This window comes from uncultured Arcticibacterium sp., from assembly GCF_964021845.1.
Classification (GTDB): domain Bacteria; phylum Bacteroidota; class Bacteroidia; order Cytophagales; family Spirosomataceae; genus Arcticibacterium.
Window position 1 is genome coordinate 1475214 of the sequence record NZ_CAXHZC010000001.1, and the last position, 18371, is coordinate 1493584.

The 18371-nt window shown below is 36.2% G+C and carries 19 protein-coding genes; 10 read left to right on the forward strand and 9 right to left on the reverse strand.

Translation table 11 applies throughout. The features are described 5' to 3' along the window. Positions 1-53: 53 nt before the first annotated feature. The gene (locus tag AADJ06_RS06315; RefSeq protein WP_341225564.1) at positions 54-2783 is read right to left on the reverse strand and encodes a DEAD/DEAH box helicase family protein; all 2730 of its coding nucleotides are present in this window, start codon (positions 2781-2783) and stop codon (positions 54-56) included. Positions 2784-3113: 330 nt separating this feature from the next. Between AADJ06_RS06315 and AADJ06_RS06320 the strand changes: the two genes are divergently transcribed. Together AADJ06_RS06320 and AADJ06_RS06325 are read left to right on the forward strand one after the other, a co-directional pair. Next, positions 3114-3446, forward strand: a complete 333-nt coding sequence (locus AADJ06_RS06320; RefSeq protein ID WP_341225565.1) for a type II toxin-antitoxin system RelE/ParE family toxin — start codon at positions 3114-3116, stop codon at positions 3444-3446. Then, on the forward strand, positions 3430-3732 hold the full coding sequence (locus AADJ06_RS06325; protein ID WP_341225566.1) for a helix-turn-helix transcriptional regulator: 303 nt from the start codon (positions 3430-3432) through the stop codon (positions 3730-3732). The genes AADJ06_RS06320 and AADJ06_RS06325 overlap by 17 nt, the downstream gene beginning before the upstream one ends. Before the next feature lie 270 nt (positions 3733-4002). Here the strand turns inward: AADJ06_RS06325 and AADJ06_RS06330 are convergent, their stop codons facing one another. The 8 genes from AADJ06_RS06330 to AADJ06_RS06365 form a co-directional block, all read right to left on the reverse strand. Continuing rightward, a complete protein-coding gene (locus tag AADJ06_RS06330) occupies positions 4003-4920 on the reverse strand; it encodes an SDR family NAD(P)-dependent oxidoreductase (protein WP_341225567.1) in 918 nt (305 codons plus the stop codon). A 76-nt stretch (positions 4921-4996) separates the two neighbouring features. Then, on the reverse strand, positions 4997-5563 hold the full coding sequence (locus AADJ06_RS06335) for a Crp/Fnr family transcriptional regulator (RefSeq protein WP_341225568.1): 567 nt from the start codon (positions 5561-5563) through the stop codon (positions 4997-4999). Positions 5564-6154: 591 nt separating this feature from the next. After that, a complete protein-coding gene (locus tag AADJ06_RS06340) occupies positions 6155-7381 on the reverse strand; it encodes a DUF418 domain-containing protein (RefSeq protein WP_341225569.1) in 1227 nt (408 codons plus the stop codon). A 117-nt stretch (positions 7382-7498) separates the two neighbouring features. Continuing rightward, a complete protein-coding gene (locus tag AADJ06_RS06345; protein WP_341225570.1) occupies positions 7499-7780 on the reverse strand; it encodes a hypothetical protein in 282 nt (93 codons plus the stop codon). Between the two features lies 1 nt (position 7781). Next, a complete protein-coding gene (locus AADJ06_RS06350; protein WP_341225571.1) occupies positions 7782-8138 on the reverse strand; it encodes a hypothetical protein in 357 nt (118 codons plus the stop codon). A gap of 374 nt (positions 8139-8512) precedes the next feature. Continuing rightward, entirely contained in the window at positions 8513-9475 is a 963-nt protein-coding gene (locus AADJ06_RS06355) for an NAD(P)-dependent alcohol dehydrogenase (protein WP_341225572.1), read from the reverse strand. 5 nt (positions 9476-9480) lie between these two features. After that, positions 9481-9690, reverse strand: a complete 210-nt coding sequence (locus tag AADJ06_RS06360; protein ID WP_341225573.1) for a hypothetical protein — start codon at positions 9688-9690, stop codon at positions 9481-9483. A 129-nt stretch (positions 9691-9819) separates the two neighbouring features. Continuing rightward, positions 9820-10740: a helix-turn-helix domain-containing protein gene (locus tag AADJ06_RS06365; RefSeq protein ID WP_341225574.1), complete on the reverse strand. Its 921-nt coding sequence runs from the start codon at positions 10738-10740 to the stop codon at positions 9820-9822. Positions 10741-11190: 450 nt separating this feature from the next. On the opposite strand from AADJ06_RS06365, the gene AADJ06_RS06370 reads away from it, so the two are divergent. From AADJ06_RS06370 to AADJ06_RS06405, 8 genes are all read left to right on the forward strand, one after another. Further along, positions 11191-11502: a hypothetical protein gene (locus AADJ06_RS06370; protein ID WP_341225575.1), complete on the forward strand. Its 312-nt coding sequence runs from the start codon at positions 11191-11193 to the stop codon at positions 11500-11502. A 182-nt stretch (positions 11503-11684) separates the two neighbouring features. After that, positions 11685-13778, forward strand: coding sequence for a phosphate acetyltransferase (gene pta / locus AADJ06_RS06375; RefSeq protein ID WP_341225576.1), 2094 nt, complete (start codon positions 11685-11687; stop codon positions 13776-13778). 2 nt (positions 13779-13780) lie between these two features. Further along, positions 13781-14968, forward strand: coding sequence for an acetate kinase (locus AADJ06_RS06380; RefSeq protein ID WP_341225577.1), 1188 nt, complete (start codon positions 13781-13783; stop codon positions 14966-14968). Positions 14969-15188: 220 nt separating this feature from the next. After that, positions 15189-15803, forward strand: a complete 615-nt coding sequence (locus AADJ06_RS06385; protein WP_341225578.1) for a hypothetical protein — start codon at positions 15189-15191, stop codon at positions 15801-15803. A 236-nt stretch (positions 15804-16039) separates the two neighbouring features. Then, a complete protein-coding gene (locus tag AADJ06_RS06390) occupies positions 16040-16363 on the forward strand; it encodes a hypothetical protein (protein WP_341225579.1) in 324 nt (107 codons plus the stop codon). A gap of 4 nt (positions 16364-16367) precedes the next feature. Then, entirely contained in the window at positions 16368-16967 is a 600-nt protein-coding gene (locus tag AADJ06_RS06395; protein WP_341225580.1) for a hypothetical protein, read from the forward strand. Between the two features lie 259 nt (positions 16968-17226). Beyond that, on the forward strand, positions 17227-17724 hold the full coding sequence (locus tag AADJ06_RS06400) for an antitoxin Xre/MbcA/ParS toxin-binding domain-containing protein (protein ID WP_341225581.1): 498 nt from the start codon (positions 17227-17229) through the stop codon (positions 17722-17724). Then, positions 17724-18191, forward strand: a complete 468-nt coding sequence (locus AADJ06_RS06405; protein WP_341225582.1) for an RES family NAD+ phosphorylase — start codon at positions 17724-17726, stop codon at positions 18189-18191. Before AADJ06_RS06400 ends, AADJ06_RS06405 begins: the two co-directional genes overlap by 1 nt. Positions 18192-18371: the final 180 nt, after the last annotated feature.

An 18371-nucleotide genomic window follows, 5' to 3' on the forward strand; every position in this document is an offset into this window, starting at 1 on the left:
AGCGTAGACTGCCGATAGGCGGCTATGATTTATATACCCTGTTGTAGTCTGTTTTATTTCCATTTATTTACTCGCTCAATTCTACCTTCTAACTCTGTCGCCAAGGAGTTTAGTCGAGAACGAAGCAGAATCTTTCTTCCTTCTATGTTCCTTGTGAAAATCAGTTCGCAACTACCAACGTAATTTCTCCAATTTTTCTCAAACTTCTGAGCCATATTTTTAAGTCGTCCGATACTCTCTGGAACCGAATGATAATCCCGTTGCTCTTTTAAGCTTAGCAATGAACTTTTTCGGACTATCAAATACCTAGGATTGTCTATTTCATCAACAATCTCCATTAGTGACTGAATGAACAACGACTTTTCAAAAGTCGAACCTCCTTCCAAATGACAATATACCACTCCATATTCGCTCTGAGTAGCTTCAACGTCTAGCTTGTTTCGGTCAGTGGTAATTTGCTTCAGCTCACATAGTGTATCCAATAAAGCGATTCCAATATTCTTCAGGTCTTTTGAAATATCTCTATACTTTAAGAAAAGCCTTAACGACTTAAACAGTAGACGACCAAATATCCCGAGTCCAATAACTCCAAGAATTCCAATCCACCATAACAAGTCTTCAGGTCTTCTTATGTTTCGCATATTCCTCATTAGAATTTCAAAACTGGTTTCACCAAAGGCCATCAAGCCTGAACCAAGCACAGCGAATAAGTACGCCATTGTTCTGTTTAGGCTCATAGATTTAGCTTTTTGGTAATCACCTTTAGGAAAGGGAATCTTTATTTCTTCGACTAGGATGTTCCCATCTTCCAGTGCCTTTTTCCATGCGGATCTCAAACCATCTCGATTCTTGGCTAGTTCGTAAATTTTCTGGTTGAATGCTTCAATATCGTTTTGAGAATGAAATTGACTAGGAATTGACATTCTATCAATTCCGCTTTCTATCGAAGGATTTAATGAATATGATACACCCACAAAGGCCTTGAATCGCCTTTTTAGAAGTTCTATATCAGCCCCTCCTTCTGTTTCACCAAGGTCAACACAGACCAGATGCCAGATGTTTCCTGTCTTATTGTCGTCACTTGTCAATTTTCGAATAGCTCGTCCTCTCATCTGGTTAGAAAGAACATAAGAGCCTACAAAGCTTGCAAGTATGAGTGAATTGATGGCAGGTGCGTCCCAGCCTTCTCCTAGTAATGATTTTGTTCCAATTAAAATTCGAATATGCCCTTCCTCGAAGAGATGAGTTATGATATGTACAATCTCATGCTTGAGCCTTTCAGAATTTCTTATCTGAGTAAATGCTGAATCATAGGGTAAATCGCTGGTAGAAATAGAGTCAATACCATGTTGTGAGCATATGTGCTTGAATTTGGGAACGATAATCGTTGGAATGATGATTATTGAGCCTGTGAGTACCCCAATATTTCTGTCTACTCCCTTATTTCTTCGGAGCTTCTCAAAGATAGGGAGAACACCAATTTTATTAATTGGTAGAGAGTTCTCTGAGCCACTGACCAAATACTCTTTTCGTATATAGTCGGTCAGAATTACCATCCGCAAGGATTCATCAAGTTGTTCTGATTCGAACTCAACAATCTTATTTACGCTCTCTAGTTTGCTTAAACTAGAACTCAGAAGCTTTCTTCTCTTTTCGACACTTCTTAGTGTTATACTCTTTCGCTCAATAGCTCCATGCCTTTTTAGCTTATTTAGTAGCTCCTCTCTATGTTGTTCATTTCCTTGAAGGAAATCAGCAGTCGAGTACAAATAGAATTTCAGGAGTATTTCTAACCATTCATAGTCTAGTGCTGGAATTTCAATTTTGGAATCTCCGATTACCTCCAAGTGAACTGTACTTATTTCACCACCTATTGAATTGAGGAAGATTATGGTCGCTGAATACTCTTCAAGATTAGAGTAAATCCATTCAAGCTCTTGCTCAGGATGAGTGAATATTTGAAGGTTAGAGAGTGTCTTTTTTAGTGCTGAATCACTTTTTATTGATTCTACTAACTGCTCAATTGTGTTTCTGAATTCGACTAGCTTGGTGTTTTCTTCAGGAGTTGGACTAGATAACAGCAAATAGTCCTGATGGGGACATAAATCTCCTTCCACAACCAATTCGGGAACTGAAATTTCTGCATCAACTGGGCCATTCAAATCGAGATATCGTTTCCATTCGGTATAACTGACATCATACGGAGGAGTTGCTGTAAGTCCAACAATGGTTGGGGAAAGATGGAACTTCACTTCATCGAGTGATTTCCACCATGCATTTTTTAGGTGGTGGGCTTCATCAACTATTATGGTTCCAATACCTTGTTTTATGAGTCGAGCAATAACTTCACTTGCTTCTTTTGAAGAATATCGTGCATTACTTTCAGAAAATCCTTCTTCTCTTTCCTCTTCATTCGCTTCGTTTTCGGTTTGTTCTTTTATGCCTGAACATGCAGCAAAAAGTCCTTGATACGTTGAGATGGTAAGAAATTGGGGCTTCTTTATATCATGAGATATCCAAGAAGGCACTTCGTCAGATTGAAGGAACAACTCCGTAAACCGTTTAATCCATTGATTTCGAATAGCAATGGTCGGTGCAAAAATCAGTGTTGGCTTATTCAATCTTAAGGCGACTTCTAATCCAAGTATTGTTTTCCCCGAACCTGGCGGTGCGATAACATGAAGATGATCGTCTTCGAGATGAGTTTCCAATTCATCAAGCACCCTTTGCTGATAACTCCTCCATGAGTACTTGAATTTTATATCTTTTGGAAATTCCTTCAAATGCGGTTGGTTTTAATAGACTACAACGAATGGATATAACACATATTAATCATACCCATTTTGTATGATACACTAATCTAATAGTTTATTTAATGATTTAGGCTCCCTATATAACTTTAAATTAAAGACCTATCCGTTTGTAAACGTTTCTTAAGGGTTAATAAACATTATAAAAAAGCAATCAAGCTTCTTTTAATGCTATAAAAATCACTGACGTCTTTTCTACCTAGAAATGATGTTCATTGGTCTTAATACGGATTACAATCAAAACTAAAGAACCAGAAACTTAATTGATTTTGAAAATGTTGTCTAAGTAGTTAACTTTATTCTGTGGATAGAAAAGTAATAGCATACAAACACTACTTTTTGGACTTTTATAAAGCACAAGACAACAAAGTTCAGCGTAAAATAGAATGGACTTTAAAGCTTATTGAAACCAATAATCAAGTACCTATTAAGTATTTCAAACACCTCACGAATACCAAAGGACTTTATGAAGTCCGAGTAGAGGTCGGTTCAAATATTTACAGGATATTTTCCTTTTTTGATAAAGGAAACTTAGTGGTTTTAGGCAATGCCTTTCAAAAGAAGACTCAAAAGACACCAAAACAGGAGATTGAAAAAGCACTTAAAATAAAAGAAGAATATGAAAGAGGTAAATAACATTACTACGCTTGACCAAATTTTGGACGACAAGTATGGCAAACAAGGTGAGCCTGCTAGAGAAGCTTGGGAACAAGAGTTTGAAGCATTTAAACTTGGTGTGCTTTTGGAGGAAGCGAGAACTAAACTTGGTATGACTCAAGAAGAACTCGCCATTAAATGTGGTACCAACAAATCATATATTTCTAGAATTGAAAACAACAATTCAGACATCAGACTTTCCACTTTAATGAAGATCATCCAGAAAGGTCTCGGTGGGCATTTAAAGCTTTCATTGGAAGTTTAAATTGCACTCTTTTAGTCCGCTTACCCTACCTGAGAGCCTAAGTGACAAAAGCACCTTGCCTAAACTTTCTGTTCGGGCAAGGTGCTCGCAAGTTTCTCCCCTATTGGTTTAGATTCACGGAAACTCCAATATTAGCCGGGGGCTGATAACACCTTCAACAAAACTAGATTTACCCACCATTGAAGGAAACCTTCTAGAACATGGTAAAAAGGGTCTTAATCGCTGCATTCGAGCCTAATTTTTAGCTGTTTTTTTTTAAGTTTCTTTATATTAAAACTTAAATGTGTTTTTTGTCAGTTCGAGGCTACCATTCCACATGCTTTTGTGAAAATCCCTGTTGTAAGAATCAACAGATGTTTTAACTACTTTCCCATCCGAGAAATAAACTCCTTTTAAGTTTTTGTACTTTTCAGAATAAGCAAGGTTTGCTAAATTTCTTCCTGCTTGGGCTGGTGTATGTACGTTGCTTTTTAATATTGTCAAAACAGGGAATACGTTTTTCCATAAAAATCGCATAACAGGTGAATAAGTTTTGGCAAGTCCTGTTCCTGGTGTCATTCCTGGGTCATAGGCATTTACCCTAATGTTTGTTTTTTTTAATCGCTCTTGTAATTCATAAGCGGTCATTATGTTACACAATTTTGATGTAGAATACCTTCTTTGTCCTACTATGTTAGGTTTTTCGGAAGTTTCTTTTGGGAAAGCAAGCTCTTGAACACTGGTGTAAATAGGTGGTTCTATTGGCGTTTTGAGTGCTGGGTCGTGAGTTTCGCTAGATGTGAATGTTATGTGTCCGTCATTTTTCACGAAGGGTAATAATTGCATAGTCAAGGCAAACGAACCGAGATGATTTACACCAAACGTTTGTTCAAATCCATCTGCCGTAAATTGTGTTTCGCCAATATTCTGTACTCCTGCATTATTTATCAAGATAGAAATGGAATTGTTTTTTTCTTTGGCAAATGATTCAGAGAATTTTCGTATCGATGCTAAAGAAGCCAAATCTAATTCCAAGCATTTTAGGTTTTTATGACCTGTTTTGGTTTTTATTTTTTCTATTACTACTTTTCCTGCTTTAATATTTCTGGCAGGAATGATAATTTGTTCGTTCTTGGCAATTTGAGCCATTTGTAAAGCACACTCAAAACCAATTCCACTGGTTGCTCCTGTAATAATTATTGAATCCATGTTTTTTTATTAAAATGATGAAACAAAGTTCAGCACTTCAAAAGCAAAAACTTTTGCCATTTGGCAAATAATGAATTCAGATGCTTTTTCGAATTCTGCTTAATGATGATTGCGTGATTCCTAAATAAGAAGCGAGATAGGAAAGCGGAATTCTGTTGGCTAAATTTGGAAATTTTTCAAGAAAATTTAGATACCTTGTTTTGGCATCTTCGGCTAACATCGGACTTAATTTATTTACCTTTTCAACCAATGCCTTTTCTGTTATTTTATTGATAATGCCGTCCCACAGAATGATAGTATTTGACAAATCGTTAAGTGATTCTATAGAAAATACAAGTAGTGTACAATCTGTTACAGCCTGTACATATTCTGAAGAGGGAATTTTTTGATTGAAGCTGTTTATGTCCACTACAAAATTGTTTTCATCAACAAAGTATTTGGTGATTTCATCCCCTTTGCTGTTATAGTAACATACCCGTAAAATACCTTCTTCAATAAAAGCTACTTGTTTTGGTATTTTTCCTGCTTCGGAAAAGTAATCGCCCTTTTTCAACTCCAATACCTGTGCTTTTCTCTTTATCAAGTCAATTTGCTGTTGATTTAGCTGCCCAAATTCCAACAGATAGTTTATTAAATTGTCCATAGTCACAAAGGTTGTCATTGCATTTTACTGGGAGTTTGTCAAATGACAAAAAAGATTGGTTGATTTTCGTATTATGTTATCTGTACGGTTTTTCTGGTAGCAGGTAACGGTTAGATATAACACCCATTCTATATGACACTAATCTAATACTTTATTTAATGATTTAGGCTCCCTAGAAAACACTTTAAATTAAAGACTTATCCGTTTGTAAACGTTTCTTAAGGGTTAATAAACATTATAAAAAAAGAATCAGACTTCTTTTAATCCTATAAAAATCACTGAGGTCTTTTTAACCTAGAAATGATGTTCATTGGCCTTCATACCGATACTAGGAAATACACCAGATTCAAACCAAAGTAATAAGAGTTCAACCAAAAGCACCTTGCCTAAACTTTCTGTTTGGGCAAGGTGCTCGCAAGTTTCTCCCCTACTGGTTTAGATTCACGGAAACTCCAATATTAGCCAGAGGCTGATAAAACCTTCAACAAAAGAGATTTACCCGCCATTGAAGAAAACGTTCTAAAACATGGTCGAAAGGGCCTTAATCGCTACATTCGAGCCTAATTGTTACCATGCCTCAACTTCATCAGTTTAGTTATTTGGATAACGGATATTTATCCACTTTTTATAAGTCAGGCTACGCCAAACCCATTCCAAGGGGCCAAATTTGAAATGTCTTAACCAGATAGTGCTAAGAATAATTTGCGATGCTAAAACAAGAACAGCAATACCTGATGTATGTAATAAACCGATTTTACCAATTAAATTAAATCCAAAATTGTAAAATATAATAATCATAATTATAGTCTGAAACAAGTAATTGCTCAGAGCCATTCTCCCCATAGGAATTAAATATCTAAATGCTCTTCTACCTATCGAAGTTTCAGCAATCTTAAATATGGAAGTTATATAGAAAATGCACATAAATATCTGGCCAGCTAATACTAATAGCTTATAAAGAATATTTAATAAAGTTGGCGGGAACATAAAGGAACTTCCACCAATTATTTTAGCTGAAAAAGTAGCCAGAAGACCTACGGTTAAACTGGCTATTAGCAATAATGTTGATTTTGATTTTTTTGTAAAAAAATCAATGGAAGCGAAATAGTAACCAAGAAGAAAAATTCCAAGGAATCTAAAATACCCCCCTGACGGAATATAACCTAAGTATTTCCAGACAAGATTATGAATGTTTAAAAAGAATATGTCTGCAAGTGAACCATTCTGGAATGTACTTATAACTGCTTCAACTGTCATATCCGGATACTGAACATGTGCAATGGCAGCTGTTTTTTCAGGACTAGCAGAACTCAAAGCCTCAGAAAATGGCAAGAGAGACAAATCAATTAAAAGTGGAAAAAGCAGGAAAAATAACGACCAAAGAAATAGATTTTTCGACTTGACATTCCGGAATAAAATGAGGATAAAACCAAATATTGAATAGGCAAGTAAAATGTCTCCAAACCAAATTAAACTGTGCAAGAGTCCTATCAATAACAAAAAAAACAGCCTTCTTCGATATGTCTTTAAAAAATTAACAGAATCTTCTTTATTCTTTTCATATTGAATATAAAATCCAACAGCAAAAAGAATGGAGAAGAGGGTGTAAAACTTTCCTGTTACTATGATACCTAAAAACGAATATAATTTTTCATCTAACTGAAAATCAGTTATTTGTTTAAGATCATCAAAGGGCATAAAAACGTATCCGCTAAAAAATGCCATGTTCATGAAAATGATTCCAAGTAAAGCGAAACCTCTTAGAATGTCTAGAATTTCAATCCTTTGTTTTGGTTCTATTGGCTGATTAGATGTCATTAGGTCAATATTTTATTTGAAAGAGAAATTATATTCATGGCAAAAATTCCAATAAATGTGGTTTTGACTTATGCCTGGTAACGGCCACTTTATAGTGCGTATCCCGAAGGGTATGCCCTATACAGAATGTTGTAGGGCGTTTTTTCTTATTATTTTTATCACTCTGTAAATCACATATCCAATTACAATAAGATTAATCAAATGCCATATATTCAATCCGATGTAATTTGCTTTTTGCCAAAAGTCCATGCTTTCCAAACTCCAATATTCACCTTTGGATTCATCGTAGAAATCGTCATAATTCATTAGCAATAATCCAAGGAATACGTAGACACTCAAGTCGAAAAGAATTATTCCGATAGCAATTAAAATGTTCTTTATTGTCAAATATCTTTTCATTCTATCCGTCCCAAACTGAAAAGTCAGTGACTTTGTTCTTTTCAAAATTAATTGTCATTCTTCCTGTGTTTATTCCGCGTTTTGAATATCCCAAAAAATAGCCAAATTCGTTCTTTGTTTTAGATTCAGGTTCACCCAATAATTCTATAATTTGAGCTTTTGTCAATCCCTTTAGTTCGTAATTATTTCTCAAACTATTCATCATTTCCCAACGTAGTGACCATTCAGTTTCCGATTCAGTCCAATTTTTCCACCTGTAGGAATCAAATTGTTCGTGAGTAATTCTCCCTTTAAGTCCAAATCCGATTAGAACTATTACTCCAATCATCAAAATCCCATATTTAAGTTTCTTGCTCAATATTTAGTTTCTTTAAATGCCCTACAACGGTAAGATATAATACACATTCACCATACCCATTCTGTATGATACACTAATCTAAGATGTTTTTTATTTATTTGAGCTACTAGGGGCCATTATACTAGATAATTATCCGTTTGTAAACGTTTCTTAACGGTGAATAAACTTATATTTCTGAAGAGAGAAGACTACACTTTTAATTCTACATACTTCACGCTGTCTGTAGAGAAATTTCTATTTTAGAACTTAACAGCATCCAGATGAAAAATTAAGACTTAGTATATTAATTATTGTGGGTCAGACCTTTTGGACCCAGTAAACTTCCCAACAAGACAGGCCTCTGCCCTGTTCGTTTAGATTTACCTAAAGTATTGTCATACATGAATTACCACGTTTCCTTTTTTATGTCCTTTCTCTACGTATTCATGAGCATTTACAATGTCTTCCAGAGGATAAGTCCTATCTATTATTGCTCTTAATTGTCCCGCTTCAAAAGACGCTTTTAGTTTTGGTAAATAATCGGGTTCTATTTTTAAAAAACCATCATCCACAGATACATAATTTCCGTTTGGGCTAAGTGAGTTTTTACAGGCATCTTTTAAATCGGAAGTTTTATTTTTTCCCACCGCATCTAAAATAAAATCGTATTCTTCTAATTCATTTCTTGCATCTTTATTGGTGTAATCAATCATTAAAGTAGAACCAAGTGAAGCCATTAAGTCAAAATTTCTTTCACTACACACGGCCGTAACTATTGCTCCATGATGTTTGGCTATTTGAATAGCTGCCGTACCTATTGCACCTGAAGCACCATAAATCAGGACTTTCTGTCCTTTTTTAATAGCTGCATTTTTCATAAAGTGTAATGCCAATGTTCCTCCATAAACAACAGCGGCCGCATCTGCATGACTGGCATTTTTAGGTTTCAAAAACACCTCTCCCGAAGAAATTTCTTTAGCAGACACACATTTATACTCCGCATAAGTTCCTCTACTTATTCCTGTAAATCCGAATACTTCATCCCCTTCCTTCAAGATTTCAATATTCTTATTAGTTGCCTCTATTCTACCAGAAAAGACCAAACCCAATATAGGATTTCGTGGTTTTGAAAACCCCATAAACAGTCGCATTCCAAATTTCATCAACTGTTTCATTGGAAATTTATGACCACCAGGAGGGTTTAATCCACGAATAACACAATCACTTGCAGTTACTGCCGTAGCATGAATTTTTACTAATAGTTCATCTTCTTTCGGAATAGGTTTATCTAGCTCAGTAACTTGCAATACTTCTGGTTTTCCATACGCTCTGCATAAAACGGCTTTCATCTTTGTCATATTTTTTATTCTAACTCTTCACACTCAAAACTTGATTCAGCTAAAAGATTGATAATTGCCATAGGCGAGATGCAAAAACCTTCAACTCTTAAAACCTTATCACAATCCTCTAAATCAAAATTCCACTCTAAATCAGCGGACAAATCATCAAGTTTAGGTTTTAATTTTCGGATATCTTCGTCAGTCTCCACTGTGGTTTTGAATACAAGAATCACTATTATTTTCTTTAAAATGGGTTCTAATTAGTGCCAAACACAATGATTATTGACCCTGCCTAGAAATCTTCAACAAAGATATAGGCGGAAGATGCTTAGGATTCTGTAAGAAACAATTTGATATTAGGACTAATCAATCATTTTTCTATAATGAGCGGGTGTTAAACCTTCCTGCTTTTTGTATAAGCGGCTAAAGTAGGATGGGTCATTAAATCCTAATTCAAAAGCGATTTCTTGAATGGAAAGGTCTGTCTGAAAAAGTAAAACTTTCGCTTCGCTAATTATAGACTCTTTAATCCAGCCAGATGGAGATTTCTGCGTTATTAATTTAATGCTTTTATTCAGATGATTAGGGCTGATATTAAGCATAGAAGCATAGCTTGATGCCTGATGTATGGACTTTACATTTTTATGAAGCAATTCTATAAACCTGTTGGTCAGCTCAATGGCAGTTTTGTTTTTATGACTAGAAAGAGGCCGATAATCCACATTTATATCACAAAGAGTAGCAATAAGATGAGATTGAAGGATAAGTTTATTTTGTAGCCCTTTAGTGCTGTACTCATCCAGCATTCTAACTAGTGCTTGGGCTAAATATTTTGCCGATTGGTTTTTGAGTTTAATAATTGGATTCCCCCAAACAGTCAAAAATTCGAATGATTTCAATAATTCCCGACTTCCAATTTGTCCGATTAAAAAATCATCACTAAAACCACAAATAAAACCTTCTCCCTCCTCTCCTTCTTTGAAGTTTTCTTCACTATGGCTAAAAACCTTTCCTTCAGGAATAATAATACATTCATTCTCATGAATTTTAATTGGTTCTGAACCCGCTTTCATTGTCAATACGCCACTTGTCAGAAAAATGAGTGAATGCGTTTTTGCCTTTACGGGCGGCACCGGAGGTTTAGAGATTTCGGTTAAATCTTGTAAGCGTGCAATATAAAAATCTTCGTAACCCTGTCTGAATATGTCATTTCTTTTTGACCCAAAGCTCATGAAAGACTCTAAAAATTCATTTGGTTTAAGCGTTTCTATTTTGGATTTCATCTGTTTGACTTTTCGCCTGCGGCTATCGTTTGTAGATAATAAGTAGAGCAATAATAATGGAAACTATTCAAATATATTCTTTCTTAAAAGTAAATCCATATGGTCTAAAAGGCAGCCTCACACTAGAGAAATTTCTATTTTGGACCTTAAACAGCATCCAGATGAAAAATTAAGACTTAGTACATCGATTATTGTGGCTCTTGGGCTTTCGCTTTTAAGTTTGATTCAAGACAAACCGAAGGTCTTAATTATAGGTGATTCCATTTCTATAGGTTAGACGCCTTTTGTAAAGGACAAACTAGCAAACCGTGCCCAAGTTTTTCATAATGCCGACTTTTTGAAAACGGAGTTGGGCAATTAATTGCTAAAAATCTTATTAATCCCCCTCCCACAAAACGAATGCGGTAATTTTTAGCACTACTTACACACATTCTTAGCATACCTTTGGGCATGCGATTAAAAAACCTTGATAAAGTCTGGCATAGAAATGAGTCTTGCTCCATTTTCAATCTGCCATTTGCCTGCTATTCTGTTCAGCCTCTTTTTCACCAAAAAGGAATTAAGGTTCAGAAATATGTAGTAAGCTTTAAAGCCTCCGTCCTATTTCCAGAACCCATGGATAACATTTTTGACACCGTTACCGAAGCCGAAATAGCCTGCGAAAACCATTTGACCAAACTGATGAATTACCTCTTTGGCAAAATGGAACACATCATAGAGCAGGATTGCGATAAATGTAATGCGGAGCTCGTGACCTCTTAATATGCGTATCAGTCACCTTGGTGCAAAGTATGTAGCATAGCTTAAATCTTTACTACCAATACTTATTCCCAAAACCTGACCATAGTCATGCCGGGTCTAATATTGTTTTAAGACTTTTGCCATTTTAAAAATCAACAGAATTAGTTTTTTGGTATCTTGAAGCCAAGCTAATGACATAGAAAATGAGCAAAGGAATTTATATAACCACAACTGGCCCAAACAGCGGCAAATCGATTGTATCACTTGGCATGATGCAAATGCTTTTGGGCAAAGCAGCCAAAGTAGGCTACTTCAGGCCTATTATTGACAACCTAAAGCAGGGTAAAATGGATAATCACATCAGCACCATGATTAATCATTTTGAACTACTTATCAAACCAAAAGATGCCTACGTATTTACCAGAGGAGAGCTAATTGAAAAGCTAAATCAAGGAAAAGAAGACGAGATTATCAGTAAAATAATTGACAGATACAAAGCCCTGGAAGAGCAGTTTGATTTTATCTTAGTAGAAGGTTCTGACTTCTCTGGCGAAAGCTCCATTATAGAGTGGGACATCAATGTTTTGATTGCCAAAAACCTTGGTATTCCGGCCATAATATTGGCTACAGAGACAGGTAAAACAGTGGAAGAACTTGCCGGTAATTTACAAATGGCCAGCGACTCCTTTAAGGGAAATGGTGTTTCTGTTTTGATGGCTATTGCCAATAAAGTTTTGCCCGAAAACCAAAAAGCAGTAGAGCAAGTTTTAAAGGAAAAACTCCCTGAGAGCGTATTAATAGAGGTAATTCCTAAAAACACAAGCCTTTCGCAGCCATCTTTAAAAGAGATAGTGGATGACCTAAACGGTAAGGTGCTCTTTGGAAAACAGTACCTAAATAACCAAGCCGGTTTTTTTAGTGTGGGAGCCATGCAGCTGAGAAATTACCTAACGCACCTCAAAGAAAGCAGCCTTGTGATTACCCCTGGCGATAGGGCCGATATTATCTTGGGAGCATTGCAAGCAAACCTTTCAGCCAATTACCCTGCTATTTCAGGCATAGTGCTTACTGGTGGTTTAATACCAGAAGAAGCTATTTTGAAACTAATAGAGGGTTTGTCTGATGTGGTGCCAATCATTTCTGTAAGTGAAGGTACTTATTCCATCACCAACAGAATTGGCGACATCAAGCCAAAAGTATATGCCGAAAACACAGAAAAGATTAATGTTTCTATTCAGGTTTTTGAGCAAAATATTGACGTAGAAAGCCTTGCCAATAAACTTATCACGTTTGAACAAAGCGGCATAACGCCAAGAATGTTCCAGTATAACCTGGTCAAAAGAGCTAAAACCAACAAAAAGCATATAGTACTGCCAGAAGGTTATGACGAAAGAATTCTTAAAGCGGCTAAACAACTGGTGGATTTAGAGGTGGTAGAAATAACCATTTTAGGAGAAGCTTCCAAAATAGCCCACCGACTAGCCAACCTAGATATACAGCTAGATTTGTCTAAAATAAACATTGTAAATCCTACAGAATCACCAAACTTCAAAGCTTACGCCAATACCCTATTTGAATTGCGTAAGCACAAAGGCCTTAACGAAGACATGGCCAAAGATTTAATGGCAGATGTATCCTACTTTGGTACTATGATGGTGCACCTGGGCGACGCCGACGGAATGGTTTCTGGTGCTGCTCATACCACCCAGCACACCATTAGGCCAGCACTGCAGTTTGTCAAAACCAAGCCAGATGTGTCTGTGGTTTCTTCGGTATTTTTTATGTGCCTGCCAGACAGAGTTACCGTTTATGGCGACTGTGCCATTAATCCAAATCCGTCGGCAGAAGAACTGGCAGAGATTGCTATTTCTTCCGCAGAAACGAGTCTTAACTTCGGAATTGAGCCTAAAATAGCCATGCTTTCTTATTCTTCTGGAGCTTCTGGCGTAGGGGCAGATGTGGATATTGTTAGAAAAGCGACCGAAATAGTAAAGGGCAAAAGACCTGATTTAAAAGTAGAAGGCCCTATCCAGTACGATGCCGCCGTAGATATGAAAATAGGTAAAAGTAAACTACCAGATTCTGAAGTAGCAGGTCAGGCGAGCATCTTCATTTTTCCAGATTTAAATACAGGAAATAACACCTACAAAGCTGTGCAAAGAGAGACCGGAGCACTGGCGATTGGCCCAATATTACAGGGCCTAAACAAACCTGTAAACGACCTCAGTAGAGGCTGCACCGTCAATGACATTTTTAATACCGTAATCATAACAGCTATTCAAGCACAAGGGCAATAAATATGAATATTTTAGTTTTAAACTCTGGGAGTTCTTCTATCAAATATCAACTGTTTCAAATGCCAAAAGCTGTGGTACTGGCTTCTGGCTTGGTAGAGCGAGTAGGTCAAAAAGACGCTCGACTCAGCCACAAATCTATAAACGGCAAAAAAGAGCTAGAAGCAGAAATCCCTGACCATAAAACAGGTTTAAAACTCATTGCGGATTTAATAGTGGACAAAGAGGTAGGAGCCATAAAAAATGCGGATGAAATAGCAGCCGTAGGCCATAGGGTGGTACATGGCGGCAGCAAACATGGCGATACTACCAAAGTGGACAACAAAGTAAAAGAGGAAATAAAAGAACTATTTTCGCTCGCTCCATTGCATAATCCGGCAAACTTGGAGGGAATAGAAATTGCAGAACAAATTTTCGACAAATCTGCTCAGGTGGTAGTTTTTGACACCGCTTTTCATCAGACCATATCAGAGAAAGCTTATAAATATGCCATACCAAATAAACTATCAGATGCTGGTATTAGGCTCTATGGTTTTCATGGTACCAGTCATAAATATGTCACCAAAAAAGCTCAAGAATACTTAGGCAAAACCGAAAGCAAAATCATAAGCATACACCTAGGAAATGGCTGTAGTATGACTGCTATAGAAAACGGAAAAAGCGTAGACCACAGTATGGGTTTCACACCTTCGCAAGGCTTAATTATGGGAACCAGAAGCGGCGACATAGACCATAGTCTTATATTTTACATGGTAGACACGCTAGGCTATGAGCTAGACAAAGTAAACAAGCTTTTGACCAAAGAAAGTGGCATGCTAGGCCTAACTGGGCATAGCGATTTAAGAGATATTCAGAAAGCGGCTGAAGCGGGTGATGAGAATTGTATTTTGGCCTTAGAAATGAATGCTTATCGCATCAAAAAGTACATAGGCTCTTATGTAGCAGCTATGAACGGCCTGGATGCCATTATTTTCACGGCAGGGATAGGAGAAAATTCTAGCTTTTTAAGAGCAAAAACTTGTGAGCAAATGGACTACCTAGGCATTGAAATAAACGCAGAAACTAATACTCAAAAATTAGATAGCCTTCTAGACATTAGTGCTGAAAATGCCAAAGTCAAAACCTTAGTTATTGCCACCAACGAAGAGCTAGAAATTGCCAGTCAAACCTACCGCTTGCTTAGCTTAAAATAAGCTTCAAAGTTTTGTAGGAAGAGCTAGCGAACCCAAGTTCATCTTACCGAATAATAAATGCTTTTGGCAGTACCAAGGTTTTTCTCCAACTTCACTTATTAGACGGGCACATTTACCCGAAAACAGACGCTTAAAAGTACATATATTAGAGATATAGACGCTACTCGGTTAGGAGCTGGGGGCTATGCTAATGTTAGCTTTCATTTAAAAGACAAACAAAATGTCCATACAATTTGACTTAATCTCCCCTTCTATTACAAACTTAGTATCCGAATTTATTAGGCTGAGACAGAGCCAAAAAAAGGAAGAGCTTGAGTCCACAGATTGGAAAACCCTTGAGAAGGCCTACTATAATCATCTGAAATGGAGATTTGAGTATCCCAAAAAGGTATTTAGTCAACAAATTACCACCGGAATAGTAATAAGTCTAGTCGTTCTCATATTAATAATTTCTGGATTAGCTTTTTCATTTTGGCAATTGCACTATGCCTTAACTGTAGGAGACTTTTCATCGTTAACAACTGAAGCCTCCATAGAAACCGCTGGAAAGGCTTCAATAAACTCATCAATCATTGGAGCGGTAGTTTTAGTAATATCCTTAGCCTTCTTCTATTTATACTTAAAGAATGTTTTTCAAATCCAATACCCAACTCCTCCACACGTAGGATTTGGCGAAACGGACTTGAAAGAGGGAATTAAATCAAAACTTTTTGGTTCAAAGGGAAATAGCAATTCGGAAAAAAACAGAGATAAAGTGTATGAAAAAATAATCCTTGAAAAGTATTTGAAAGCACTAAGTCAAGAATTATACAAGAACGAAATAATTGATAATTAAATAGAAAACAAATAAAAAGCATTGCCACAATTAGGCCCGAATGCAACGATTAAACCCCTTGAGCTAAGCTAAGAACTCCGCCACTTTCGGACAGGAACACCTAAACTTTCACCCTTTAGATTGTTCTTTCTATAGAACTAAATTTTTCATTCAAGGCACACATAATATATAAGACGAAATATTCCCTTCGGTCATACTCCGCTTATAATCACCGTTACCTGCAAACTAAAAAAACTATGAATACAGAAGATTTTGTAAAAGGAGTTTACCAAACAAAAGAGGAAATGATTAAAAGTTACTTCGACAATACAACTAAGACTTATGTTGGAGAATTAATTAAGTCGCTTAATATAGATTCCAAACAAATGGAAACCTTAAAAAAAATTATTGATGGAACCCTTACGGATGGATTTTATTCTTTGCTTGTCGGAATTGATGGTGGTGCTTCTATTGGGAATAACTTGCAACAAGAATATAAATTGTTTGACGAAGAAAACAATTCTCTAACCGAAGATATTACAGGTTTTGCTTATGACTATTTTCAAGAATCCAATTTATAGATAAATGAATTTTGATTTAGAAGATAAGCTTAACGAATATGTAAAGCGGAATGATTTAGATTCTGCGATAAAAATTACGGAATCGGAATTGAGCAAGATTCCTGAAACGGAATTTCATCAATTAATTGGAATGACTCTTCTTCATTTGGAATCAGAATTAAGTGAATTTATTTCCAAATTCTATTCAAGTGTAAAACTGAAATACACTTTTAATTTTTCAAAAAAGCTCAAAGCCTTTTACTGCGAAATGAACGGATTTACTATAAATTATGATAGATGGTTTATAGACCTATTTTCATTTAGCGAAATCGGACAAGAAGATTATGAATGGTTAGCAGATTTTGAGCACAGTACGAATAAGGACTTGACTATAACCGGATTTGAAAACCTTCAAAAAGTTTACGAAGACGTTTATAAAAATCAAAAACACGACATTCTAGAAATTGAACAAGCCTATGAGGTTGCGGAATTGTTAGTCATTTTACGTTTGCAAGAACTCTTTAGAGAAACCTATAAAAGGGCTAAAGAAAGCGAAAAAAAGTGGAGTAATTATCCAATGTTCGTGACAGCTCACGATTATGAAATAATTTACAAAATAAACTGAATAGATAAAAGCCAGCACCTAACAATTAGGCTCGAATGCAGCGATTAAGGACCTTGAGCTAAGCTAAAAACTCCGCCACTTTCGGACGTGAACGCCTAGACCTTCACCCTTAAGGTTGTTCTTTTAAAAAACTACATTGTTCGTCAAGGCACACACAAAATATGGCAGTCAAGCAGGGCCGTCTGCGGCTATACGGAACCTTGGCGGCAATTTTGCAAAACCAACAATTTGATTGTACCTTCACAGCAAATACACTGCAATGAACAATTCAATAAAAACTACCCGATTTAACACAAAAGATAGTATCGACAGAGCGAAACTTCGAAGAAAAGACATTCGAAAGTGGACTTTAATTGCTGACGGAAAAACTTTTACTTGGTCTAATCGATTAGAAAGAGTTCAAGTTATTCGTGGAGGTGTACCATATGGCTCCTTAGAAACAATCAGCAAAAAAATTAACAGTCCTGTTAAAATGGTATTAAATATTGTAGGTGTACCTCAAACTACCTATAATAAAAAGAAAGGCGACCATGCTCTTCTAGATAGTAGAGACAGTGAGCTCGTCTTGAGAATATCGGAATTGATTGATTTTGGGCTTGATGTATTTAATAAAGAGAATGAGAAATTTCAGCGTTGGCTGAATAAACCAAATCTATCATTAGGTGGTATAGCTCCAATAAAATTTCTTGATACAATAAGCGGAATTAACGAAGTGAAATTTTGCCTTAACAGAATAGAGTACGGAAATTTTGCATAATGAAACTCTACCGTATAGAAAGAAAAAAATATCTTAAAACAACTTTATCTGGTATTGGAGCTTCCAAGTCTAAAGGTTTCAGATGGAACAGTGAAGATACAAGATTGGTTTATACAGCCGAAAGCAGAGCTCTCGCTATGTTAGAGGTTTCTGTTCATCTTGATCTTAGTGAAGACTTACCTAAAGACCGTTTTTTTATTGAAATAGAAATTCCCGACGACATTACTGCACTGGAAGTTTCCATTAATGACTTACCTCCCAACTGGGATTCAAAACCTCCCCTACTTGTAACACAAATTATCGGAGACGACTTCGTTTTAAACAATGACGCAGCAATATTGAAAGTTCCAAGTTGCATAGTTCATCAAGAATACAATTACTTGATAAACCCATTACACCCTGATTTTAAGAAGATTAAAGTGATAAGTGAAACTCGAATGTCATTTGACGAAAGAATGAAAAATTAATTACCACCAACAATTAAGATTAGGCTCTTGAGCTAAGCTCAGGACGGGCTTAATGTAGCTTTAGTTTCGATAAAGCCTCTTTGGTTTTCGCAGCTAGTCCTTGCTTTTAGATAGCTCTTTTTATTAAAAATGTAAGCATCAGACATACCTCTCCCACCTCCTAATTTTGGAGTAATTTTG